Genomic DNA, 23,413 nt, shown 5'->3' on the forward strand with positions numbered 1-23,413 from the left:
ATGGGTACGACAGAACCGAACCAGGGGGTCGTACGTGCCCTCCTGGACGCCGCCCTCGCCGAGGGACGTACGGCACTGACCGCACCGGAGGGCAAAGCCCTCACGGACGCCTATGGCATCCCCACCCCCGGCGAGGCACTCGCCGAGGACGCCTCGGACGCGGTCAGGATCGCCGACCGGCTCGGTTTCCCCGTCGCCATGAAGATCGTCTCCCCCGAGATCCCGCACAAGACGGACGCAGGGGGGGTGCGGATCGGGGTGACATCGGCGGCCGGGGTACGGGAGGCGTTCACCTCGATCGTCTCCAACGCCAGGGCGTACGACCCGGCGGCCCGGATCCTCGGGGTGCAGGTGCAGCAGATGGTGCCGGCCGGCACCGAGGTGCTCATCGGCACCGTCACCGACCCGGCCTTCGGCAAGATCGTCGCCTTCGGTCTCGGCGGGGTGCTGGTGGAGGTCCTCAAGGACGTCACCTTCCGGCTGGCGCCGGTCACCCACGACGAGGCGCTGTCGATGCTCGACGGCATCCGCGCCGCGGAGATCCTGCGCGGGGTACGCGGCGCCGCCGGCGTCGACCGGGAGGCCCTCGCGGGGCTCGTGGTGAAGGTGTCACGGCTCGCGGCCGACTTCCCGGAGATCCGGGAGATCGACCTCAACCCCGTCTTCGCCTCGGCGAACGGCGTGGTGGCGGCCGACGTACGCGTCCTCCTCGACGGAGAGGTCCCCGTCCCCCGCAGGACGTACGGCCGCGAGGCGATCCTCACCTCGATGCGGCGTCTCATGCGGCCGTCCTCCGTGGTGGTGATCGGGGCGTCCGGCGAATCCGGCAAGATCGGCAACTCGGTCATGCGGAATCTCGTCGACGGCGGATTCCCCGGCGAGATCCATCCGGTGAATCCCAGGACCGATGACATTCTCGGCCACAAGGCGTACAAGAGCGTCATGGATGTTCCGGGTGAGCCGGATGTGGCGATCTTCGCGATCCCCGCGAAATCCGTCGCCGCCGCGCTGGAAGAAGTCGGCCGCACGGGGATACCGAACGCGGTGCTGATCCCGTCCGGCTTCGCCGAGTCCGGTGAGCACGGCCTCCAGGCCGAAGTCGTGTCCCTAGGAGAGCGGTACGGGGTGCGGGTCCTCGGCCCGAACATCTACGGCTACTACTCCACCTGGCAGGACCTGTGCGCCACGTTCTGCACTCCGTACGACGTCAAGGGCGGCGTGGCACTGACCTCGCAGTCCGGCGGCATCGGCATGGCGATCCTCGGCTTCGCCAGGAGCACCGGGACCGGTGTGTCGGCCATCGTCGGCCTGGGCAACAAGGCGGACCTCGACGAGGACGACCTGCTGACCTGGTTCGGCGAGGACCACCGCACCGACTGCGTCGCGATGCACCTGGAGGACCTCAAGGACGGGCGGGCCTTCGTCGAGGCGGCCCGCGCGACCGTGCCGAGGAAGCCGGTCGTGGTCCTCAAGGCGGGGCGTACGGCGTCGGGCGCGGCCGCGGCCGGCTCGCACACCGGCGCTCTCGCCGGTGACGACGCGGTCTACGACGACATCCTGAAGCAGGCCGGTGTCATCCGGGCGCGCGGCCTGAACGAGATGCTGGAGTTCGCGCGGGCGCTGCCGGTGCTCCCCACTCCCCGGGGCGACAACGTCGTCATCATCACGGGCGCGGGCGGCTCCGGTGTGCTGCTCTCCGACGCCGTGGAGGACAACGGTCTGTCGCTCATGACGATCCCGGAGGACCTGGACGCCGCGTTCCGCGCGTTCATCCCGCCCTTCGGCTCGGCGGGCAACCCGGTGGACATCACCGGGGGCGAGCCGCCGTCCACGTACGAGTCGACGATCCGGCTCGGCCTGGAGGACCCGCGGATCCACGCGCTGGTCCTCGGCTACTGGCACACGATCGTCACTCCACCGATGGTCTTCGCCGAACTCACCGCGCGCGTGGTCGCGGAGTTCCGGGCGAAGGGCGTCGAGAAGCCCGTCGTGGCTTCTCTGGCAGGCGATGTCGAAGTCGAAGAGGCGAGTCGGTACCTCTTCGAGCACGGCGTTGTCGCCTACCCCTATACCACCGAGAAGCCGGTCGAGGCACTCGGGGCGAAATACAAGTGGGCGCGAGCGGCGGGACTGCTCTGATGCGCCGGCGACCGGAAACGTGGGGAGGCCGATTCATGACCTGATCAGCCCGAGCGAGCAACGAAAGTTTTTGGACAGGGGGCGCTGGCCAGCTCTTTCGACGCAAGGGGAAGCAAGACACATGACAACCACTCAGATCACAACAGCCGTACCCTTCAAGGAGGTGACGGATCACAACGGCCGGGTGTACCGGATCGGTGAGACCGACCGCGACATCATGGGCCGTCCACGATGGACGATGGTGCTCTTCCCCTGGATGGGCATGCTCGGCATCAGTTCGTCGGAGTACGCGTTCACCTCGGCGGAGGACACCCTCCACGAGGCACACCTCTGGAACAGCGGGCACATCTTCTGGCTCATGGGTGTCTGGATCTTCTTCCAGGCGGCCGTGGCCTTCCCGGCCGGACAGCTCCGTGAGAGCGGCAAGCTGCCCGCCAGGTACGCGATGATGCTCGGCGCCCTCGGTACCCTGCTGGGCTACCTCTCCCTGGCCTACGCGCCGCACGTGATCGTGGCGTACATCGGCTTCGGGATGTTCAGCGGTATCGGTGCCGGTCTTGTGTACGCGACCTGCGTGAACATGGTCGGCAAGTGGTACCCGGAGCGGAAGGGCGGCAAGACCGGCCTCGTCAACGGCGGTTTCGCGTACGGCTCCGTGCCGTTCGTCTTCCTCTTCACCTCGTACATGGACCTGACGAACTACAAGACGGTCCTCGTCATCGTCGGTCTGATCTGCTGCTCCGTCGTCGCCATCGCCGGCTGGTTCTTCAAGGACCCGCCCAAGTTCTGGTGGCCGAAGGGCGCGGACCCGCTCAAGACGTCGGAGGACCCCCGGGTCCGCCGCGCCATGGAGAAGAACCCGCCGGCCGTCAAGCAGTACACACCGCGTGAAGCCGCACGCGTTCCTGTGCTGTGGATGATGTGGTTCTGCCTGCTCTGCACCGCTGGGATCAACATCTTCGGAATCGCGTTCCAGGTGCCCTTCGGGAAGGACATGGGGTTCGCGGGCGGGATCGTGGCCACCGCGATGTCGCTCAAGGCGATAGTCAACGGCACGGGTCGCGGTGTGATCGGCTGGATCTCCGACAAGTACGGACGCCGTAACACCCTGATCATCGTGTGTCTGGTTCTCGGCAGCGCCCAGTTCGGCGTGCTGGTCTCCGGAACCATGGGCAGCATGCCCTTCTTCCTGTTCTGCTCGATGGTCTCCGGCTTCGGAGGCGGCGCGATCTTCCCGCTCTTCGCGGCGATGACGGCGGACTACTTCGGGGAGAACAACAACGCTTCCAACTACGGCATGGTCTACAGCTCCAAGCTCATCTCGGGCCTCGTCGGCTCGGGCATGGGAGCAGTGGTGGTGGCCGCCTGGGACTACGAGGGCGCCTTCATCATCGCCGGAAGCATTGGCCTGGCCTCGGCCGTACTCGCCACCTTCCTCAAGGCGCCGGGACGGTCGGACACCGCACCACTCGACAAGACACCCCCCATTGGCCGGGAGATAGCCTGAAATGACAGAGGAACCACTCTCTGGAACGTCCGCGTCGGCCACCAAGGCCGGCGCGGGCGGTCCGGGATACCGCAACGTCACTGACGCCAAGGGCCGCGTCTACCGCATCGGTGAGACGGACCGCGAGATTCTCGGTCACTCCCGCAAGTTCATGGTGTACCTGCCATGGGCGGCGATGATGGCCATCAGCGTCTTTGAGTACGCCTACGGCTCGGCGGAGGACACTCTCTCGTCGGCCCACGGATGGAGTCAGAGCAACACCTTCTGGATTCTCAGTGTCTGGACGTTCTTCCAGGCCGGAGTCTCCTTCCCGACCGGGTGGATGAGGGAGAAGGGAATCCTCAAGGCGCGCCAGGCCATGTTCATCGGCTCCGGGCTCGCGCTGCTGGGCTTCCTGTCCATCTCCCACTTCGACAGCGTCCTCGGCGCCATCCTGGGATTCGGTGTGCTCGGAGGTGTCGGCTCCGGCCTCGTGTACTCCACCTGCATCAACATGGTGGGCAAGTGGTATCCGGAACGACGCGGCGGGAAGACGGGCTTCGTCAACGGCGGATTCGCCTACGGCGCGGTCCCGTTCATCTTCATCTTCAACTTCGCCTTCGACACGAGCAACTTTCACACGGTGCTCGACCTGATCGGGATCTACGTCCTGATCGTGGTGGCCGCCTGCGCCTGGTTCTTCAAGGACCCGCCGCAGAACTGGTGGCCGGCCGAGATCGATCCGCTGAAGATCGCCGCGGGCAGCAAGACCGCTCAGAGTCTGCTCAAGAACCCGCCGGCCACGAAGCAGTACCGGCCGGTGGAAGCCCTCAGGACCGGCATGCTCCCGCTCATCTGGGTGCTGCTGGTGATCACCGCCGGAGTCTCCATCTTCGGTATCTCCTTCCAGGTGCCGTTCGCCAAGGAAGTGGGCTTCGGACCGCTCGTCGCCGCCTCGTCGGCCGGTGTGCTGTCCGTCGTCAACGGCATCGGGCGCGGAGTGGTCGGCTGGCTCTCCGACATCTGGGGCCGCAAGAACGCGCTGATCTTCGTGATCCTCGTGCTCGGGCTCTCCCAGTTCGGTGTGCTGTGGGCGGGTGACACCAAGAACGAGTTCTTCTTCCTGGTGTTCGCCTTCATCTCCGGATTCGGCGGCGGTGCGTTCTACCCGATGTTCGCGGCTCTGACGCCGGACTACTTCGGGGAGAACTACAACGCCACCAACTACGGGATCGCCTACAGCGGCAAGGTCATCAGTGGTCTCTTCGGAGGTGGACTCGGCTCGATGGCCGTGGCCTCGTGGGGCTACGACGGTGCCTACATCCTGGCCGGAGGACTGTCCCTGGTCGCGGCGGGTCTGGCGACCTTCCTGCACAACCCGGGCTACCCGAAGGGCAAGCAGACAGTGAACGACGCGGTGCCTGTCAGCGGATAGGCGTCGCGATACACACCAACGTCGGAGGGCGGTGCCGTGCGTGGCACCGCCCTCCGCGGTTTTTCAGGCGGGTGTACGGGGATGTCCCGCCGGTGTCAGCGCCTTTCGCGCAGCGCGTGCAGGTGGTCCGCCGACTTGCGGGCGAAGGCGATCGAGTCCACCGGCTGGTCGTGCTCGACCTGCCAGTGGTGGTCCCGGCGCCCGCCGCGGGTCTTGTTCACCGCCGAGATGAACCGCTTGTAGTCGATGTCGCCGTCGCCGACGTCCACCATCCGGTAGCCGTCGCGGGCCGCGATGTCCTCGATGCCGTCCTTCACGTGGAAGAGCGGGTAGCGGTCGGGCTGCTTGAGGACGTACCGCAGCGGGTCGAAGGGGCGCGGCTTCCCGGTGACCGTCTTGCTGAAGCGGAACTGTCCGGCGAACGCCCAGTAGATGTCCATCTCCAGGAACACCAGGTCGGGGTCGGTCTCGGCCAGCAGGACGTCGTACAGCCGGACGTCGGGCTGGTCGGTGGCGAAGGAGAACTCCTCGGCGTGGTTGTGCTGGTAAAACTTCAGCCCGCGCCGGCGCGCCGCGGCGCCGTAGGTGTTGAAGTCCTCGGCGGCGCGCTTCCAGGCGTCGACGGTGGAGCCGTAGCGGAACGGCCCCGACGCCGTGCCGATGTGATCAAGGCCCAGGGCCTGGGCGTCGTCCAGGACCTGGGTGAGGTTCTGGGCGAAGCTGTAGGCGTTGGGATTGTTGTTGTCGTAGTAGTTGACGTGGCTGCCGATGCCCTTGAGGCCGTGGTCCCTGGCGAGCTTCTTGAGTTCGGGCAGGGTGATGGCGCCGGTGCCCTGGGTGTAGCCCGCGTACTCGATCTCGTCGTAGCCGAACCGCTCCAGCTCGTCGAAGACCTTCGCGAAGCCGAGCGAGGAGACCTTGTCGCGCAGGGAGTAGAGCTGGATGCCGAGGCGGCCGGGCGGCAGGACGGGCGTGCCCTTGCCGTGACCGTGGTCATGCCCGTGGCCGTGTTCCTTGCCGTGGGCCGCCGCGGGGGTGGCGGCGGCGCCCAGGACGGCGGCGGCGGTGGCGCCGGCCGCGACACCCAGCATGTTGCGTCTGCTGAGCGTGCGGGCGAGGTCGGCGTCGGCCGAGTTCTTGCGGCTCATTGCGGAACTCCTTCTGATTCTCCGTGCTGTGCGGTCAGTTCAGTCCGGCAAGGTGGAGGAGCAGGGACTTCACCTCGGTGGCCGCCACGCGGTCGCCGAGGGATCGGGGGGTGGAGCACAGGACGAGCGGGCCCTCGTCGTCGCTGTCCGGGAGCCGCCCGTGGCTGCCGCGGATGGGCGAGGGGTCCAGGGGGACGACCGCGAGGCGGTAGCGCATGCCCAGCTTCTTGCGGGCGATGGCCTTGGCCGCCTTGAGCCGTACGTACGGGTCGAGCGGGTCCATGAACAGCTCGACGGGGTCGTAGCCCGGCTTGCGGTGGATCTCCACGAGCTGCGCGAAGTCGGGCGCCCGGTCGTCGTCCAGCCAGTAGTAGTACGTGAACCACGCGTCCGGTTCGGCGATCGCGACGAGTTCGCCGGAGCGCGGGTGGTCCAGGCCGTGGTTCTTCTTTCCCTGGTCGTCCAGGATCTCGTCGATGCCGGCGAGGTCCCGGAGGGCCTCGCGGGTGGCGTCGAGATCCTCGGGGCGGCGCACGTAGATGTGCGCGATCTGGTGGTCGGAGACGGCGAAGGCCCGGGAGGTCATGGGGTCGAGGTACTCCATGCCGTCCTGGGTGTGGACCTCCAGCAGCCCGGCCCGGCGCAGCGCGCGGTTGATGTCGACCGGCCGGGAGACCTTGGTGATGCCGTACTCGGACAGGGCGACGACCGTGCGGCCCTCGGCGGCGGCGTCGGCGAGCAACGGGGCCAAGGCGGCGTCGAGTTCGGCGGCCGCCCGGTGCGAGCGGGGGTCGTCGGGGCCGAACCGCTGGAGGTCGTAGTCCAGGTGCGGGACGTAGCAGAGGGCGAGGTCGGGCTTGCGGGTGCGGATGATGTGCCGGGTGGCGTCGATGATCCACTGGGAGGAGACCAGGTCGGCGCCGGGGCCCCAGAAGTGGAAGAGGGGGAACGTGCCGAGTTCTTCGGTGAGTTCGTCGTGGAGCGCCGGCGGCCGGGTGTAGCAGTCGGGTTCCTTGCGGCCGTCGGCGTAGTAGACGGGCCGGGGGGTGACGGTGAAGTCGGTGTCCGCGCCCATCGCGTACCACCAGCAGATGTTGGCGACGGCGTAGCCGGGGTGGACGCGGCGGGCCGCGTCCCACAGCTTGTCACCGGCGACGAGGCCGTTGTGCTGGCGCCAGAGCAGGACGTCGCCCAGTTCGCGGAAGTACCAGCCGTTGGCGACGATGCCGTGCTCGGAGGGGAGGGTGCCGGTGAGGAAGGTGGACTGCGCGCTACAGGTGACGGCGGGCAGCACGGTGGTGAGCGGGGCCTGCGCGCCGGCCGCGGCGAGCTTTGTCAAGTACGGCATGTGGCGGAGGAGTTGGGGGGTGAGGCCGACGACGTCCAGGACGAGCAGCGGGGTGGGCCCGTCGGCGGCGCGGCCGGGGGTGGCGGTGGGTGTCACGCTTTCGGTCATGGCAGCTCCTTGAGGCCGAGGTCGACCAGCAGGTCGCGGGCCAGGGTGAGTTCGGCCGCGATTCCGACGGCGAGCCGGCCGCGCGAGCGGGGGCGCAGCTCCGGCGGGAGCGCCTGCCACGTGTAGGTCTCGACCTCCAGGTGGCGGGTCCGCGGCTCCGCGCCGCCGACGAGCCGGGTGAGGGTGTCCTGGAGGACGTGCAGGGTGGAGGTGAGGGGCGGGGCCGGCGGAGCGTGCAGGGGGACGTGGAAGTGGGAGCGCCAGGGTGCTCCGTCGGGCAGGGTGTCCCCCGCGAGTGCCTCGGCGAGGTCGTCGGTGCCGCGCAGTCCGGCGGCGGTGCGGGTACGGGTCTGGTGGAGGAAGCGGGGCTCGGCGAACGCGCCGAGGGCTTCGCGCACCTCGGGCAGGTGGGGGTGTTCGGCGTGCAGGGCGGCGGAGAGCTGGGCCTTGGGGATGGGGATGTGGGCCGCCTCCAGCGCGTCCAGCGCGGTGGCCGGGTCCTCGAAGGACGTGGCGAGGTGGCAGGTGTCGACGCAGATGCCGATGCGGTGGCTGGCGATCTCGGTGAGCGGGCGGATCGCGTCGGCGGTGGTCTCGACGGTGCAGCCCGGTTCCGGCTCCAGGGCGATCCTGATGGATTTCCCGGTCAGCTCCTCCAGGCCGTCGAGGCGTTCCGCGAGGGTGGTCAGCGCGGTGTGCGCGGTACGGGCCGCGGCCTCGTCGAAGGTGGTGCGCCAGGCGAGCGGGAGGGTGGAGACGGAGCCTTCCGTCACGTCGTCGGGCAGCAGGGCGGCGAGCAGCCTGGCCAGGTCGCTGGTGTGGGCGAGCCGTTCGGGGTCGGCCCAGTCCGGTTTGTAGACCCGGTACTTGACCTCTTCGGCGCCGAAGCCCTCGTACGGGAAGCCGTTGAGGGTCACGACCTCCAGGCCGCGCCGGTCCAGTTCGGCGCGCAGGCCCCGCAGCTGGGCGGGGTCGGTGATAAGGGCGCGGGCGGCGTCCTTGGCGAGCCAGAGGCCGATGCCGAGGCGGTCCCGGCCGAGCAGTTTCCGTACGGGCTCGCAGTGGTCGCGCAGTTGGGCGAGGACGCCGTCGAGGTGTTCGGCGGGGTGGACGTTGGTGCAGTAGGAGAGGTGGACGGTGGAGCCGTCGGGGTGGCGGAAGCGCATGGCCTCACTCCCCGCCGCGGAGGATGGAGTTGCCCTCGTGCAGGGCTTCCGGGGCCGGTACGTCGAGCTGGAGCCGGCCGCTGAGGCCGTAGAAGGCGACGGGGTTGCGCCACAGGACCTGGTCCACGTCGTCGTCGGTGAACCCGGCGGCGAGCATGGCGTCGGCGACCTTGCGGGTCTTGAGCGGGTCGCTCTTGCCCCAGTCGGCTGCGGAGTTGACGAGGACCTTCTCGGTGCCGTGGGCCTTGAGGACGGCGACCATGCGGTCCTCGTCCATCTTGGTGTCGGGATAGATGGAGAACCCGAGCCAACTCCCGCTCTGCGCGGCCTCCTTGACCGTCGTCTCGTTGAGGTGGTCGAGCAGGACGCGGTCCGGGGCGAGGGCGGACTCGCGGACGGCGTCGATGGTGCGGCGCAGGCCCACGAGCTTGTCGCGGTGGGGGGTGTGGACGAGCGCGGGCAGGCCGTGGTTGGCGGCGAGCTGCAACTGGGCGGCCAGGGCGTGGTCCTCGGCCGGGGTCATGGAGTCGTAGCCGATCTCGCCGACGGCGACCACTCCGTCCTTGACGAGGTAGCGCGGCAGCTGGTCGAGGACGGGCGTGCAGCGCGGGTCGTTGGCCTCTTTGGGGTTGAGGGCGAGGGTGCAGTGGTGCGCGATGCCGTACTGGGCGGCGCGGAACGGCTCCCAGCCGAGGAGGGCGTCGAAGTAGTCGAAGAAGCTGGTGGGTGAGGTACGGGGCTGGCCGAGCCAGAAGGAGGGCTCGACCAGGGCGCGTACCCCGGAGGCGTACATCGCCTCGTAGTCGTCCGTCGTGCGGGAGGTCATGTGGATGTGGGGGTCGAAGATACGCATCAGGACTCCTCGCCGGTCAGGTGCAGCGCGTGGGGCAGGTCGGCGGGCACGGAGCGGCCGGCGGCGGTGCGTTCGGCCGCGAAGTCGGCGAGCATCCGGGCGAGTTCGGCGTCTCCTCGGGCGCGCCGGCCGAGGCCGTCGACGGCGGCGAGGGGGACTCCGGTAAAGAGGCACTTGAGGATCGCGTGCCGCCAGGCGTGGGCGTCGAGGTGCGCGGTGGCGTACGGTCCGACGGCCGCGGCGACGAGCCGGGTGTCGTTGGTCCGCAGGGCGTCCTCGGTGAGCGGGAGGGCGGCGGGCCCTTCGACGCGCTCGGGCAGGGCGAGCAGGACGGCTCGGCGTTCGGCGGCGCTGCCCTGGTGGTAGAGGCGGGTGAGGGTGGCGAGGTCCGCGCGGGCGGTGTGCAGGAGGAGGACCCGTACGGAGTCGGCGTGGTCCTGGCCGCAGTGGCGCCCGGCGGCGGCGAAGCGCAGCTCCCAGGGGGCGAAGGCAACGTTGTCGGCGTTGTCGGTGCCGGCATGGGCCGTGGCGGCCTCTTCCGCGAGGGCGAGGGACGCGTCGAGCCACGCGCGCGCGGTCGCGTCGAGCCGGGGGGTGAGCTGGTCGCGGATCTGTGTCATGCCGGTACCCCGTTCGTCAGGACCGCGCGGAGGAAGTCGAGGGAGGTACGGGCCAGTTCGGGCCCCGCGTGGGAGTGGCGGGGCAGCTCGACCACGGTCAGGCCCTGGTAGCCGGTGGCGTCGAGGGCGTCGAGCACGGGCGGGAAGTCGATCTCGCCGTCGCCGAAGGGGAGGTGCTCGTGCACCCCGCGCCGCATGTCCTCGATCTGGACGTGCCGCAGCCAGGGCGCGGCGGCGCGGACGCAGTCGGCGGGCGAGGCGGTCTCCAGGCACTGGCAGTGGCCGATGTCGAGGGTCAGGCCGAGGGCCGGGGGGTCGCCGAGGCGGTGTCTGAGCCGGTGGAACCCGTCCAGGTCGGCGACGAGCTGGCCGGGCTCGGGCTCGAAGGCGAGCGGGATCCCGGCGGTGTCGGCGGCGGCCAGGACGGGGGTGAGCGCCTCTTCGAGGCGGTCCCAGGCGATGTCGGGGGACGTGCCCCCGGGGACGATCCCGCTGAAGCAGTGGGCGGCGTGGGCGCCGAGGTCGGCGGCGACCTGGACGGCGGTGACCAGCAGTGCCGTACGGGCCTTGCGGCCCTCGGGGTCCGGGTCGAGGAGGGAGGGCCCGTGCTTGCGCCGGGCGTCCAGGACGTACCGCGCCCCGGTCTCGACGGTGACCCCGAGCCCCAGCTCGTCCAGGCGCCGGGCGACCCGCCGGGTGCGGGCGGCGAGGTCGGGGGCGAGGGGGTCGAGGTGCATGTGGTCGAGGGTCAGGCCGAGGCCGTCGTACCCGAGGTCGGCGAGGAGCCCGAGGGCGTCGTCGAGGCGGAGGTCGGTGAGGCCGTTGGTGCCGTATCCGAAGCGGAGGGTCATGTGGGGCTCACCTTCCGGGCGAGTGCGCGGGCGATCGGGACGAGCCCCATGACGCCGAGCCCCACCGCGACGGCCCCGCCGCGCGCGGCGAGCGCGCCCTGCAACGGGATCATGGCCCGGATTCCCCCGCCGACGGCGCGCTGGGTGAGGGGCGGGGAGGGGTTGAGCACGGCGTGGGCGAGGGGTTTGGCGGCGGTGGCGACGTAGGCCGCGGTGAGGGCGGCGGTGACGAGGCGCGGCCTATGGCCGGAGGTGTCCTCAATCGCCGGACGGGCTTGCAGTGCGGGCTTGTGACCGTCTGCGGGGGCACTTTCAGCCCGTCCGGCGATTGAGGACAACACGTCGAGCCTGTCCGGCGATTGAGGACTCCACGTACGCCTCGCAGTCACCGCGCCCAGCGCGATCGTCGCCGCGAGCGCGGCCAGCGGCGCCGCCGTAGAGCCGCCCTCCGCCTCCCGGCGCGACACCGTCGTGACCGCCGCGGTGTGCGCGCCGAGGATCGCCGCCGAAGGCAGCGCCGCGCGCACCGACGGCCCCGCCGAAGGCACCGTCGCCACCGCGCCCAGGACCAGGTCCAGCGCGCGCGCCGCGCCCATCGCCGCGGGTCCCGCGAGCGTGTGCTTGAGTTTCAGGTCGTACGCCCAGACCGTCGCCGCCAACGCCGTGGACACCACCAGCGCCGGCCGCCCCGCCCGGGACGCCAGGGCCAGGCCCGCCGCCGTCAGCGCGCCCGCCGCGGCGAGTGCCGCCCGGGGCGAGATCCGCCCCGAGGGGATCGGGCGGTGGGGCCGGTCCCGCGCGTCCTCCTCGCGGTCCGCCCAGTCGTTGAGCGCCATGCCCGCCTCGTACAGGCAGAGCGAGGAGCCCACCGCCAGCGCGGTGCCGCGCCCCGGCCGTACGCCCAGGGCAGCCGCCCCCGCGAGGGCGTCGCCCGGGACCGTGAACAGGGCCGACACACGCAGCAGTTCGGCCCAGGCGCGCACCTTCACGCGGTCTCCTTCAGCCGGTCGGCGAAGGTGAGCAGTTCCGTGAACTGCTCGGCCAGCGCGGCCGGTCCGCCGTCCGGGTCCTTGAAGTAGAAGCCCAGTTCGGGGAGCGGGCCGGTCAGCCCGGTCTCGTGGGCGCGCGCCACCAGCCGTGCCAGGTCCAGGACCAGCGGCGCGGCGAGCGCCGAGTCGCAGCCCTGCCAGATGGTCTGGAGGATCATGCGGGAGCCGAGGAACCCGTCGAACGCGATGTGGTCCCAGGCGGTCTTCCAGTCGCCGAGCGCCGGGACGTCGTCGATGTGGACCTCGCCCTCGGGGGCCGCCCCCAGGGTGTCGGCGAGGACACGCTCCTTGCCCGCGTTCTTGGCCGCCGCGGCGGCCGGGTCGGCCAGCGCCGCCCCGTCCCCGCCGCCCAGGAGGTTCGTACCGGACCAGGCCCGTACCGTCAGGGCGCGCTGGACGAACATGGGGGCGAGCACGGAACGGAGCAGCGTCTGGCCCGTTTTGCCGTCGCGGCCGGCGTGGGGAAGTCCGGCGACCGCGGCGGCGGCCGTGAGGGCGGGGGTACGGAGTCCGGTGGACGGGGTGAAGTTCACGTAGCCGCAGCCGGCCCGGACCGCCGCCGCCGCGTAGAGCGAACTGACGGGCAGGCGTGGGTCGTCGGGCGCGGGGGCCGCCTCGGTGGAGGACACGTTGACCACCACCGTCCGTACCACGCCGGTGCGTTGGGCGAAGTCGGTGATGTCCGCGGCGAACGCGGCGATGATCTCGTCGTCGGGGCGGGTGTCGCCGGGGTGCGGTCCGCCGGAGCGGATCTCGTCGTCGGCGGCGGTGAGTTCGGCGTGGATCGCGGAGGGCAGTCCGTGCGGCAGCACGCCCGCCGCGGTGAGTGCCTCGGCGCGCTTGGGCAGCGGGCAGCTGGCGGTGTCGTGACCGCCGAAGACGAGGGAGGAGAGGGGTGGCAGTCCCGCTCCCGCGAAGGGCGGGGTCTCGGTGACCATGCCCGTCGCGGGGTGCAGTCCTGCGGTGACCGCGGCGCATCCCGCGACGGCCGTGGTGGCGACGGAGCCTCGCGCTCCGACGAACCAGACTCCGGTGCGCGGTGCGGTCGACTCTGTACGGTTCGTCGTCACGGGATGCCTCCTGCCGGTGGTGTGGTGGTGGACGGCGGGCGGGGGGTACGGCGCCTCCCCGCCCGCCGCCGGCTGACGGTCCAGCCCTGCGGAACGGTCCGGCCCTTACGGGGTGGGCAGTTCCTTGAGCTGGATGTTGCGGAAGGACGCCTGGTCGTCGGCCCCGTGGTTCTGGAGACCGATGTAGCCGTCCTTCAGGCTGCGTGCCGGATCTGTGTTGGTGAAGTCGTTGATCTTCACGCCGTTCAGGAAGATCTGGAGACGTTCACCCTGCACGCGGATCTCGTAGTTGTTCCACTGCCCGGGCGGGCGCAGAACCTGGTCCCTGGCCTTGATGTTGGCCGACTTGAAGGTGTAGACGGAGCCGGTGGTGCGGTCCGGGGCGTCGGTGGCGTCGATCTGCACCTCGTACCCGTTGTTCACCGCCGACCAGGGGTCGTCGGAGGCCGGGAAGCCCACGAACACACCGGAGTTGTCGTCCCCGTCGAGCTTCCAGTCGAGCTTGAGCGAGTACGACTTGAGCTCCTTGGCCTGGTACGTCAGCAGGCCCATGCCGCCCTCGGAGCGCAGCTCGCCGTCCACGACGTTGAACTTGCCGGGGCCGCCCTGCTTCCAGCCGGCGAGGGTCTTGCCGTTGAAGATGGCCCGGTAGTCCTTGTCCGGCTTGCAGTCGGCCTTGACCTGGCCGGCGGCGTAGCGCAGTCCGCCCAGCAGGTGCTGGCGGAACGGAGCGTCCGCGTAGGACTCCTTGGTGTGGCCGCCGCCGGTGTAGAACGCCCGGCCGCCCTCGTACGTCTGGCACCAGGCGATCGGGTGGTCGCCCTTCATGGTGCCGCCCTGGTAGGTGGTCTCGTCCAGGGTGGCGAGGACCTTGGCCTGGGTCCTCGGGTTGGTGCGGTAGTTGTACCACTCGTCCGTACGCTGCCACTCGTCGTCCAGGTGGGCGGTGGCCGGGTGGTCCTTGTCCTCGACGCGCACCGTGGCCGACTGGATCTGGGGGTGGCCCTCGAAGTAGGCGCCCACCAGCCCTCCGTAGAAGGACCAGTCGTACTCGGTGTCGGCCGCGGCGTGGACGCCCATGTACCCGCCGCCGGTGGCGACGTAGTTCTCGAACGCCTTCTGCTGGTCGGCGTTGAGGACGTCACCGGTGGTGGAGAGGAAGACGACCGCGTCGTACCGGGCCAGGTTGTTGGTGGTGAACTGCCCCGGTGTCTCGGTGGAGTCGACCGTGATGCCGGTGGTCTTCCCCAACTCCTTGAGCGCGGCGACCCCTTCGGGGATCGAGTCGTGGCGGAAGCCCGCGGTCCTGGAGAAGACCAGGACCCGCTTCTCGGTCTTGCCGGGCACGGCGGTGCTGATCTGGAAGTCGTCCAGGTCGAAGAGCGCGCCCTGGCCGGTGGCGCCCTTGAAGACCAGGAACAGCTCGGTGGTCTTGGCCGGGACGGACCTCAGGGGGACGTCGATGTCCTGGAAGACGTCCCAGCTGCCGGTGACCGGGATGGGCGCGGAGCCCAGCAGGTTGCCGGTGGCGGAGCCGGTCCGTACTTCGAGGAATCCGCCGGCGCCGCCGGAGGAGACTCGGGCCGTGAGGGTCTTGGACCCGGCCAGGTGGTACGGCTTGAAGGAGATCCAGTCGTCGTTGTCGATGTCGCCGACGGTCTTGCCGCCGTTGGCGCTGGCCTTGTCGTACGTCTTGATGCCGGAGGAGCCGTTGTAGTGCTCGGCCTGCCGGTGACGGGGCTGGAGCTGCGCCTGGTCGTGGCTGGTGAGCGCTTCCTGGCCGCCGGCCCCGCCGTCGGTGTACTCGGCGTCGATGACCCCGAAGATGTTGGCGTTGGGGTCGTGCTCGGCGTCGGCGGGCGCGGTGATGGTGCCTTCGCAGCCGCTGGCCGAGGTGATCGGGTGGCCGTGGTTGTCGTGGCCGAGGATGTAACGGATCGTCACCTTGGCGCAGTCGATGGGACCGTCCTCGGGGTCGGTGACCGTGACCTTGAAGGGCAGCTTGTCACCGAAGTTGAAGAGCGTTCCCTCGGCGGGCAGTTCGAGCGTCACCTTCGGCGCGGTGTTGCCGACGACGACGCGTACGGACGCGCTGCCGTGGCGGCCCGTACCGTCCGAGACGGTGAGCGTCGCGGTGTAGGTGCCGTTCTTCTTGTACGTGTACGCGGGGTTGGCGTCGGTCGAGGTGCCGCCGTCGCCGAAGTCCCAGGCGTAGGTGAGCGGATCGCCGTCCGCGTCCTCGGTGCCCGCGGAGGAGAACGTCGCCTTGAGCGGGGCCTTGCCGGAGGTCTTGTTCGCGGTGGCCACGGCGACGGGCGAGCGTCCGCCGGTGATGTTCTCGATGCGGTAGACGGCGGAGTGTTCGTCGCCGCCGAACCAGGAGAGGCCGTAGTCGAGGACGTAGAGGGCGCCGTCGGGGCCGAACTCCATGTCCATGACCTGGGTGCCGGTCCAGGGGAAGGGGTTGATCGAGCCGATGGTGCCGTTCTCGTCCTGCTCGATCCGCTTGATCCACTGGCGGCCGAACTCACCGGCGAAGAAGTCGCCGTCGTAGGACTCGGGGAACTTGACCGGAGAGTCCAGGCCGGCGTCGTACCGGTAGACGGGACCGCCCATCGGGGACTCGGAGCCGGAGCCCAGCTCGGGGACGCTGCCGCCGTCGTAGGGCAGCCAGGCCGCCTCGGCCGGGGGCAGGTCGGTCAGCCCGGTGTTGTGCGGCGAATTGTTCTTCGGCGCGGCGCAGTCGAAGGCGGCGCCGGAGACCTTCGTCGCGAAGTCGTAGTCGATGAACGGGTCGTTGTCGCCGGTGCAGTACGGCCAGCCGAAGTTGCCGGCCTTGGTCACCCGGGCGAATTCGACCTGTCCGGCCGGGCCGCGGGTCGGGGACGCGGCGCCCGCGTCGGGGCCGTAGTCACCGACGTACACGATGCCGGTCTTCTGGTCGACGTTGATGCGGAACGGATTGCGGAACCCCATCGCGTAGATCTCGGGCCGCGCCTTCTCCGTACCGGGGGCGAAGAGGTTGCCCTCCGGGATCGTGTACGAGCCGTCCTCGGCGACCTTGATGCGCAGCACCTTGCCGCGGAGGTCGTTGGTGTTGCCCGAGCTGCGCTGCGCGTCGAACGCCGGGTTGCGGTCCGTCCGTTCGTCGATCGGGGTGTAGCCATCGGAGGCGAACGGGTTGGTGTCGTCGCCGGTCGACAGGTACAGGTTGCCGTCCGCGTCGAAGGCGATGTCACCGCCGACGTGGCAGCAGGTGCCGCGCGAGGTGCTGACGTCGAGGACCTTCTTCTCGCTCGCCTTGTCGAGGGTGCCGTCCGCGTTCAGGGTGAAGCGGGAGAGGCGGTTGTACCCGTCGAAGGGCGCGAAGTCGGCGGCGGTGCCGTTCTCGGGGGCGTCGCCGGCCGGGGTGCTGAGCTTCGGTGCATAGAACAGGTAGATGGCCCGGTTCTCCGCGAAGTCCGGGTCCACGCCGACGCCTTGGAGGCCTTCCTCGTCGTGGTTGTAGACCTCCAGCGAGCCGGAGACCGTGGTGTTGCCCTCGGCGTCGGTGATGCGCAGGGTGCCGTCACGTGAGGTGTGGAGCACCTGCCGGTCCGGCAGGACGGCGAGCGACATCGGCTCGCCCACCTCGGCGGCCCCCTTGGCGAGGGTCACCTGCTGAAAGCTTTCGGCCGCCGCCGGCGGCTCCGGCTCGTGGGCGGTCGCTGGTACGGCGCTGAGGCTCGAACCGGCGAGCAGGGCGCCGGTCAGGAGGGCGAGGAGGGATCTGGCTCTAGGGCGTTTTCTGTGCACGAAAGTCCTCCACAAGTGGGCTGTTCGTACTGCGAGTTGAAGGGACGCGGAACTTCACGTCCGCTTCGCGGGGTCGGTGCTCGTCCTGCACCGGTCCCCGGGACAACTGCTTCTTCCTCGGTGTGCGCCGTCACACCGGAAGCTCGCTGTCCTGTACACCTCAGTGGACGGTAGCGGGGTTCGTCCCGAACGGAAAGGCCTTGCGCAGAGGTGAAGTTCTACTTTTTCCAGCCCCAGGACAAAGCGGGAATCGGGCATGCCTCAGCCTCGATCGCCGGGCGGGCCGAACCGGGCCCGCCCGGCGATCGAGGACAGTGCGGAACCTTCTGCTACTCGCCGCCGCCGAACGCCGCGTCGAAGGACGCCGTCGGCAGGTCGAAGTCGAACCGCTTGAGGTCCCTGAGGGCCTCGGGCGCGCCGGCCAGCCGGTCCATGCCCGCGTCCTCCCACTCGACCGAGATGGGGCCCTCGTACGAGATCGACCCCAGCATCCGGAAGACGTCCTCCCACGGCACGTCACCGTGGCCGGCGGACACGAAGTCCCAGCCGCGCCGCGGGTCGCCCCAGGGCAGGTGCGAGCCGAGCCGGCCGTTGCGGCCGTCGAGGCGCTTGCGCGCCTCCTTGCAGTCGACGTGGTAGATCCGGTCGCGGAAGTCGTAGAGGAACCCGACCGGGTCCAGGTCCTGCCAGACGAAATGGCTCGGGTCGAAGTTCAGCCCGAACGCGGGCCGGTGGCCGACGGCCTCCAGCGCGCGGTGCGTGGTCCAGTAGTCGTACGCGATCTCGCCCGGGTGCACCTCGTGGGCGTACCGCACGCCCTCCGCGTCGAAGACGTCGAGGATCGGGTTCCAGCGCTCCGCGAAGTCCTCGTACCCCCGCTCGATCATGGCGGGCGGCACCGGCGGGAACATCGCCAGCAGGTGCCAGATGGACGAGCCGGTGAAGCCGATGACCGTGTTGACCCCGAACGCGGCCGCGGCCCGCGCGGTGTCCTTGATCTCGGCGGCGGCGCGCTGCCTGACGCCCTCGGGCTCCCCGTCGCCCCAGATGCGGGACGGGAGGATGCCCTGGTGGCGCTCGTCGATGATGCTGTCGCAGACCGCCTGGCTCACCAAGTGGTTGGAGATCGCCCAGCACTTGAGCCCGTACTTGTCGAGCAGCTGGTGACGCCCGGCCAGGTAGCCCGGGTCGGCGAGTGCCTTGTCGACCTCGAAGTGGTCACCCCAGCAGGCGAGTTCCAGGCCGTCGTACCCGAAGTCCCGGGCGAGGCGGCAGACTTCCTCCAGGGGCAGATCGGCCCACTGGCCGGTAAAGAGAGTGAACGGACGTGGCATGCGCTACCTCCTAGGCGTGCTGCTGCGGTACGGGGGTGTAGACGGCGTTCTTGGCGGCACTGTCCTCGACCGCGGCGAGCACCCGCTGCACCTGGAGCCCGTCGGCGAAGGACGGCGCCGGATCCTTCCCGGCGGCCACCGCCTCGACCAGGTCGCGGGCCTGGTGCACGAACGTGTGCTCGTAGCCGAGCGCGTGGCCCGGCGGCCACCACGCCTCCAGGTACGGGTGCTCGGACTCGGTCACGAGGATCCGGCGGAAGCCGGACGTGACCGCGGGCTCGGTGTGGTCGTGGAACGACAGCTCGTTGAGCCGCTCCAGATCGAAGGCGAGCGAGCCCAGCTCGCCGTTGATCTCCAGGTGGAGCGCGTTCTTGCGCCCCGCCGCCATCCGGGTCGCCTCGAAGGACGCCAGCGCCCCCGAGGCGAGCCGTCCGGTGAACAGCGCCGCGTCGTCCACGGTCACCGGACCCGTCTCACCGCCGCCGGTGGCCGAGAGACCGGCCGACGCCCCGGAGAGCACCGGCCGTTCCTTCACGAAGGTCTCGGCCAGCGCCGACACCCCTACCAGCGGCTCCCCCGTCAGGAACTGCGCGAGGTCGACGATGTGCGCCCCCAGGTCGCCCAGCGCCCCGGACCCGGCGTGCTCACGCTTGAGCCGCCAGGTCAGCGGGAACGCCGGGTCGACCAGCCAGTCCTGGAGGTAGGTGACCCGGACGTGCCGCAGCGTGCCGAGCCGGCCCTCGGCGATCAGCGTCCGGGCGTACGCGATGGCCGGCACCCGGCGGTAGTTGAAGCCGACCATGGCCAACTGGCCCCGCTCACGCGCCGCTTCCGCGGCGCGCACCATGGCCTCCGCCTCGGCCACGGAATTGGCCAGCGGCTTCTCGCACAGGACGTGCTTCCCCGCCTCCAGCGCGGCGATGGCGATCTCCGCGTGACTGTCCCCGGGCGTGCAGATGTCGACCACCTGCACGTCGTCGCGTGCGATGAGCGCACGCCAGTCGGTCTCGGTGGCGGCCCAGCCGTGCTTGCGCGCGGCGGCCTCCACGGAGCTCGCGTCCCGGCCGCAGATCGCGGCGAGCGCGGGCCGCAGCGGCAGGTCGAACACATGTCCCGCGGTACGCCACCCCTGCGAGTGGGCGGCGCCCATGAACGCGTACCCGACCATGCCGATACCGAGCACCGGCGGTGCGCCGGCCTCCTTCTCCGACGCTTCCCTGGGGGTCATACGGAGTACTCCTCGTCTCTTTCGCTGGTGGGGGCGGCCTAAGGCCGGGGCGGGCCCGGCCCCGGGCCCGGTCAGCTGAAGCCCGTCGGCAGGTACTGGTCGACGTTCGTCTTGTCGACCACGGCCGAGAAGAGGGTCACGGACGCCGGGATCTCCAGCTCCGCCAGGCCGCCGATGCCCTTGGCCTGGCCGAGCGCGCGCGCCAGGTCGATGGCCGAGGCCGCCATGGTGGGCGGGTAGAGCACGGTCGCCTTGACGACGCTGTTGTCGGCCTTGATCGCGTCCATCGCCGACTTGGCACCGGCGCCGCCGACCATCAGGAAGTCCTTGCGACCCGCCTGCTGGATGGCGCGCAGCGCGCCCACGCCCTGGTCGTCGTCGTGGTTCCACAGGGCGTCGAAGCTGGACTGCGCCTGGAGCAGCTGCGCCATCTTGGCCTGGCCGGACTCGACCGTGAAGTCGGCCGCCTGGCGGGCGACGAGCTTGATGTTCGGGTAGTTCTTGAGGGCGTCCTTGAAGCCCTGGCTGCGCTGCTGCGTCAGCTCCAGGGCGTCGATCCCGGCCAGCTCGATGACCTTGGCGTTCGACTTGCCCTTGAGCTTCTCGCCGATGTAGTTCCCGGCGCTGACGCCCATGCCGTAGTTGTCGCCGCCGATGTAGCAGCGGTACGCCTGCGGGCTGGCGAAGATCCGGTCGAGGTTGATGACCGGGATGCCGGCGCGCATCGCCTTGAGACCGACCTGGGTGAGCGCCTTGCCGTCGGTCGGCAGGATCACCAGGACGTCGACCTTTTTGTTGATCAGCGTCTCGACCTGGCCGATCTGGGCCGCGGTGTCGTTGGAGCCCTCGGTGATGTCGAGGGTCACCTCGGAGTACTTCTCGGCACGCGACTTGGCGTTGGTGTTGATCGCGGCGAGCCAGCCGTGGTCGGCCTGGGGGCCGGCGAAGCCGATGGTGACCGGCTTGCCGGGCTTGTCGTCCGCGGCGGCCGGCTGGTTGTTCGTCGCCGCCGTCTCCTTCTTGTCGGGCTCGTTGCTGGTGCAGGCGGTGAGGAGGGCACCCGCGGAGATCGCTGCGGTGCCGAAGAGCATTCCTCTACGGCTGGTTTCTGGCATGGCGGTTCAACCCTTCGGACGGTGCGGGACGTTCGGGAGCGGATACGAGACCGGGAGTCAGGCCTCGCCGTTGCGCAAAGTGCGGCGCTGGACCAGTACGGCGGCGACGATGATGGCGCCCTTGGCGATCTGCTGGACATCGCTCTGGAGGTTGTTCAGGGCGAAGATGTTGGTGATCGTGGTGAAGACGAGGACACCGAGGACGGAGCCGACGATGGTGCCGCGGCCGCCGCTGAGCAGGGTGCCGCCGATGATCGCCGCGGCGATGGCGTCCAGCTCGTACAGGTTCCCGTTGGTGTTCTGTCCCGAGCCGGCCAGGACGATCAGCAGGAAGGCCGCGATGCCGCAGCAGAGCCCGGAGAGCAGGTAGAGGTAGAGCCGCTGCCGGCGGACGTCGATGCCCGCCAGGCGCGCGGCCTCGGCGTTGCCGCCGACGGCGACGGTGCGCCGGCCGAAGGTCGTACGGTTCAGCACGAGCCAGCCGACGACCGTGACCGCCGCGAAGACCAGGACGAGCGGCGGGATCCCCAGGACGTAGGAGTCGGGGATACCGAGGTCGAGCACGGAGTTCACGGTGACGATCTGCGTCTTGCCGTCGGTGATCTGGAGGGCCAGACCGCGGGCGGAGGCGAGCATCGCGAGGGTCGCGATGAACGGCACCATCCCGCCGTACGCGATGAGCAGTCCGTTCACCAGGCCGCAGGCGAGCCCCACCACCATCGCGGTGAAGAGGATCCCGATGAAGCCGAACTCCTGGGTGGCGAGCGTGGTGGCCCACACCGAGGCGAGGGCCACGATCGCACCGACCGAGAGGTCGATGCCCCCACTGGTGATGACGAACGTCATGCCGACGGTGACGACACCGATGATCGACGCCTGGGTGAGGATCAGCTGGAGGTTGTTGGTGTCCAGGAACTGGTCCGGTTTGGTGATGCCACCGACGACGACCAGCGCCAGGAGCACACCGAGCAGCGAGAGGCTGCGGACGTCGAGCCGCAGCCCCAACGAGGGCCGGTTTCCCTTCGGCTCCTGGTCCTTGGCGGAGTCGGCGGAGGTCACGGTCGAGGGCGGTTGCGAGGCGGCCGCGGCATCCGGCCCGCCCTGCCGCGCCTCGGAGGCAGGCTGTTTCATGGCGTCGGGCTCCCTTCCATCACGAGGTCGAGTACACGGTGCTCGTCGAGCTCCTGGGCCGGCGCCCGGTGGACGACCTGCCCTTCGCGGAGCACCAGCACCCGGTCGGCGAGGCCCAGGACTTCGGGGACCTCACTGGAGACGAGCAGGACGGCGAGGCCTTCGTCGGCCAACCGCCGGATCACGGCATAGAGCTCGGCGCGCGCGCCGACGTCGACCCCGCGGGTCGGTTCGTCCAGGAGCAGGACCCGGCAGCCGCGCAGCAACCAGCGGGCGAGGACCGCCTTCTGCTGGTTTCCTCCGGAGAGGGTACGGATGGGCACTTCGGGGTTGTCGGGACGCAGGGAGAGTTCCCTGACGGCCTTCCTGGCCGCGGTGCGCTCCGCCGCGTGGTCGAGCCAGCCGGCCCGCGAGAAACGGGAGAGGGAGGAGACCGACACGTTGCGGGTGACGGACTCCAGCATCAACAGGCCCTGGGCCTTGCGCTCTTCGGGTGCGAGCCCGAGTCCGGCGCGGACCGCGGCGCGCACACTGCCGGGCCGCAGCACGACACCGTTGACCAGCACACGCCCGGCGGTGGGTTTGCGGGCGCCGTAGATCGTCTCCAGGATCTCGGAGCGTCCCGAGCCGACGAGCCCCGCGAGGCCGACGATCTCACCGGGCCTCAGTTCGAGGTCGACGGGGGCGAACTCCCCTTCCCTGGCGAGCCCTTCGACCCGAAGGACGGGTTCGCCGCTCGGCGCGTCGACCGGGGCGGGGCGCTCGGGGAAGACGTACTCGACGTTACGGCCCGTCATCAGCGCCACGACCTCGCGCGTCGGTGTCTCCTTCGCGGGGAGGCCGACGGCGACGGTCCTGCCGTCCTTGATGACCGTGACGCGGTCCCCGATGCGGCGGATCTCCTCCAGCCGGTGGGAGATGTAGACCACGGCCACACCGTCGGCGGTGAGGGTGGAGACGATCCGGAAGAGGTTGTTGACCTCGTCGGGGTCGAGCGCCGCGGACGGCTCGTCCATCACGATGAGCCGTACCTCGTGGGAGAGGGCGCGAGCCATCGAGACGATCTGCTGCTGGGCGGCGGAGAGCGAGCCGACGGGCCGGTGCGCCTGGATCTCCGGGTGCCCGAGCCGCTTGAGCAGCGCGGTCGCCCTGGTCCTGGCCTCGCGGCCCTTGACCACGAAGCCGGCGGTGGTCGGCTCGTGCCCGAGGAAGATGTTCTCGGCGACCGACAGGCCCTCGACCAGGTCGAGTTCCTGGTAGATGGTCGCGATGCCGAGCCGCATGGCGGCGATGGGTGACTTGAGGGTGACGGCCTCGCCCTGCCAGGTGATCACACCGCCGTCGGGCTGGTGGGCCCCGGCGAGGACCTTGATGAGCGTGGACTTGCCCGCGCCGTTCTGGCCGAGCAGGCAGTGGACCTCCCCCGCCTGGACTTCCAGGTCGACGCCGTCGAGGGCCCGGACACCGGGGAACAGTTTGGTGATGCCGGACATGGTGAGCAGAACGGTTTCCGGTGGAGCTGGTGCCATGGCGTATC

The 23,413-nt window shown here is 70.1% G+C and carries 17 protein-coding genes; 3 read left to right on the forward strand and 14 right to left on the reverse strand.

What is annotated here, in order from left to right:
• The 3 genes from OG349_RS05595 to OG349_RS05605 all read left to right on the forward strand — a co-directional run bounded on the left by OG349_RS05595 (position 1) and on the right by OG349_RS05605 (position 5,060).
• Positions 1-2,139 (forward strand): acetate--CoA ligase family protein, encoded by a 2,139-nt coding sequence (locus tag OG349_RS05595; protein ID WP_327233523.1) that lies wholly within the window; start codon positions 1-3, stop codon positions 2,137-2,139.
• A 121-nt stretch (positions 2,140-2,260) separates the two neighbouring features.
• Entirely contained in the window at positions 2,261-3,646 is a 1,386-nt protein-coding gene (locus OG349_RS05600; RefSeq protein ID WP_327233524.1) for an OFA family MFS transporter, read from the forward strand.
• A 1-nt stretch (position 3,647) separates the two neighbouring features.
• Complete coding sequence (locus OG349_RS05605; RefSeq protein ID WP_327233525.1) at positions 3,648-5,060, forward strand: OFA family MFS transporter; 1,413 nt, start codon at positions 3,648-3,650, stop codon at positions 5,058-5,060.
• A 95-nt stretch (positions 5,061-5,155) separates the two neighbouring features.
• Here the strand turns inward: OG349_RS05605 and OG349_RS05610 are convergent, their stop codons facing one another.
• The 14 genes from OG349_RS05610 to OG349_RS05675 all read right to left on the reverse strand — a co-directional run bounded on the left by OG349_RS05610 (position 5,156) and on the right by OG349_RS05675 (position 23,405).
• The gene (locus tag OG349_RS05610) at positions 5,156-6,208 is read right to left on the reverse strand and encodes a sugar phosphate isomerase/epimerase family protein (protein ID WP_327233526.1); all 1,053 of its coding nucleotides are present in this window, start codon (positions 6,206-6,208) and stop codon (positions 5,156-5,158) included.
• 34 nt (positions 6,209-6,242) lie between these two features.
• Positions 6,243-7,664, reverse strand: a complete 1,422-nt coding sequence (locus OG349_RS05615) for an alkaline phosphatase family protein (RefSeq protein ID WP_327233527.1) — start codon at positions 7,662-7,664, stop codon at positions 6,243-6,245.
• Entirely contained in the window at positions 7,661-8,830 is a 1,170-nt protein-coding gene (gene eboE, locus OG349_RS05620) for a metabolite traffic protein EboE (RefSeq protein WP_161308040.1), read from the reverse strand. The genes OG349_RS05615 and eboE overlap by 4 nt, the downstream gene beginning before the upstream one ends.
• 4 nt (positions 8,831-8,834) lie before the next feature.
• A complete protein-coding gene (locus OG349_RS05625; protein WP_327233528.1) occupies positions 8,835-9,683 on the reverse strand; it encodes a TatD family hydrolase in 849 nt (282 codons plus the stop codon).
• Entirely contained in the window at positions 9,683-10,303 is a 621-nt protein-coding gene (locus tag OG349_RS05630) for an EboA domain-containing protein (RefSeq protein ID WP_327233529.1), read from the reverse strand. Before OG349_RS05630 ends, OG349_RS05625 begins: the two co-directional genes overlap by 1 nt.
• Positions 10,300-11,154, reverse strand: coding sequence for a sugar phosphate isomerase/epimerase family protein (locus tag OG349_RS05635; RefSeq protein WP_327233530.1), 855 nt, complete (start codon positions 11,152-11,154; stop codon positions 10,300-10,302). The genes OG349_RS05630 and OG349_RS05635 overlap by 4 nt, the downstream gene beginning before the upstream one ends.
• Complete coding sequence (locus tag OG349_RS05640; protein ID WP_327233531.1) at positions 11,151-12,143, reverse strand: SCO3242 family prenyltransferase; 993 nt, start codon at positions 12,141-12,143, stop codon at positions 11,151-11,153. Before OG349_RS05640 ends, OG349_RS05635 begins: the two co-directional genes overlap by 4 nt.
• A complete protein-coding gene (locus OG349_RS05645; protein ID WP_327233532.1) occupies positions 12,140-13,273 on the reverse strand; it encodes an inositol-3-phosphate synthase in 1,134 nt (377 codons plus the stop codon). Before OG349_RS05645 ends, OG349_RS05640 begins: the two co-directional genes overlap by 4 nt.
• Positions 13,274-13,378: 105 nt before the next feature.
• Positions 13,379-17,068 (reverse strand): ThuA domain-containing protein, encoded by a 3,690-nt coding sequence (locus OG349_RS05650; protein WP_327233533.1) that lies wholly within the window; start codon positions 17,066-17,068, stop codon positions 13,379-13,381.
• Between the two features lie 329 nt (positions 17,069-17,397).
• Positions 17,398-18,402, reverse strand: coding sequence for a sugar phosphate isomerase/epimerase family protein (locus OG349_RS05655; protein ID WP_161307515.1), 1,005 nt, complete (start codon positions 18,400-18,402; stop codon positions 17,398-17,400).
• 10 nt (positions 18,403-18,412) lie between these two features.
• On the reverse strand, positions 18,413-19,630 hold the full coding sequence (locus OG349_RS05660; protein WP_327233534.1) for a Gfo/Idh/MocA family protein: 1,218 nt from the start codon (positions 19,628-19,630) through the stop codon (positions 18,413-18,415).
• A gap of 71 nt (positions 19,631-19,701) precedes the next feature.
• Positions 19,702-20,745: a substrate-binding domain-containing protein gene (locus OG349_RS05665; protein WP_327233535.1), complete on the reverse strand. Its 1,044-nt coding sequence runs from the start codon at positions 20,743-20,745 to the stop codon at positions 19,702-19,704.
• Between the two features lie 57 nt (positions 20,746-20,802).
• Entirely contained in the window at positions 20,803-21,876 is a 1,074-nt protein-coding gene (locus OG349_RS05670) for an ABC transporter permease (RefSeq protein WP_327233536.1), read from the reverse strand.
• Complete coding sequence (locus OG349_RS05675; RefSeq protein WP_327233537.1) at positions 21,873-23,405, reverse strand: sugar ABC transporter ATP-binding protein; 1,533 nt, start codon at positions 23,403-23,405, stop codon at positions 21,873-21,875. Before OG349_RS05675 ends, OG349_RS05670 begins: the two co-directional genes overlap by 4 nt.
• Positions 23,406-23,413 lie beyond the last annotated feature (8 nt).

The organism is Streptomyces sp. NBC_01317 (assembly GCF_035961655.1).
In the GTDB taxonomy this organism is placed as follows: domain Bacteria; phylum Actinomycetota; class Actinomycetes; order Streptomycetales; family Streptomycetaceae; genus Streptomyces.

Excerpts from the sequence above, each read along its gene's own strand:
- OG349_RS05670 (WP_327233536.1), bottom strand. The coding sequence starts at position 21,876 with ATGAAACAGCCTGCCTCCGAGGCGCGGCAGGGCGGGCCGGATGCCGCG.
- OG349_RS05605 (WP_327233525.1), top strand. The coding sequence starts at position 3,648 with ATGACAGAGGAACCACTCTCTGGAACGTCCGCGTCGGCCACCAAGGCC.
- OG349_RS05610 (WP_327233526.1), bottom strand. The coding sequence starts at position 6,208 with ATGAGCCGCAAGAACTCGGCCGACGCCGACCTCGCCCGCACGCTCAGC.
- OG349_RS05630 (WP_327233529.1), bottom strand. The coding sequence starts at position 10,303 with ATGACACAGATCCGCGACCAGCTCACCCCCCGGCTCGACGCGACCGCG.
- OG349_RS05615 (WP_327233527.1), bottom strand. The coding sequence starts at position 7,664 with ATGACCGAAAGCGTGACACCCACCGCCACCCCCGGCCGCGCCGCCGAC.
- OG349_RS05665 (WP_327233535.1), bottom strand. The coding sequence starts at position 20,745 with ATGCCAGAAACCAGCCGTAGAGGAATGCTCTTCGGCACCGCAGCGATC.
- eboE (WP_161308040.1), bottom strand. The coding sequence starts at position 8,830 with ATGCGCTTCCGCCACCCCGACGGCTCCACCGTCCACCTCTCCTACTGC.
- OG349_RS05675 (WP_327233537.1), bottom strand. The coding sequence starts at position 23,405 with ATGGCACCAGCTCCACCGGAAACCGTTCTGCTCACCATGTCCGGCATC.
- OG349_RS05625 (WP_327233528.1), bottom strand. The coding sequence starts at position 9,683 with ATGCGTATCTTCGACCCCCACATCCACATGACCTCCCGCACGACGGAC.
- OG349_RS05660 (WP_327233534.1), bottom strand. The coding sequence starts at position 19,630 with ATGACCCCCAGGGAAGCGTCGGAGAAGGAGGCCGGCGCACCGCCGGTG.
- OG349_RS05635 (WP_327233530.1), bottom strand. The coding sequence starts at position 11,154 with ATGACCCTCCGCTTCGGATACGGCACCAACGGCCTCACCGACCTCCGC.
- OG349_RS05595 (WP_327233523.1), top strand. The coding sequence starts at position 1 with ATGGGTACGACAGAACCGAACCAGGGGGTCGTACGTGCCCTCCTGGAC.
- OG349_RS05600 (WP_327233524.1), top strand. The coding sequence starts at position 2,261 with ATGACAACCACTCAGATCACAACAGCCGTACCCTTCAAGGAGGTGACG.
- OG349_RS05655 (WP_161307515.1), bottom strand. The coding sequence starts at position 18,402 with ATGCCACGTCCGTTCACTCTCTTTACCGGCCAGTGGGCCGATCTGCCC.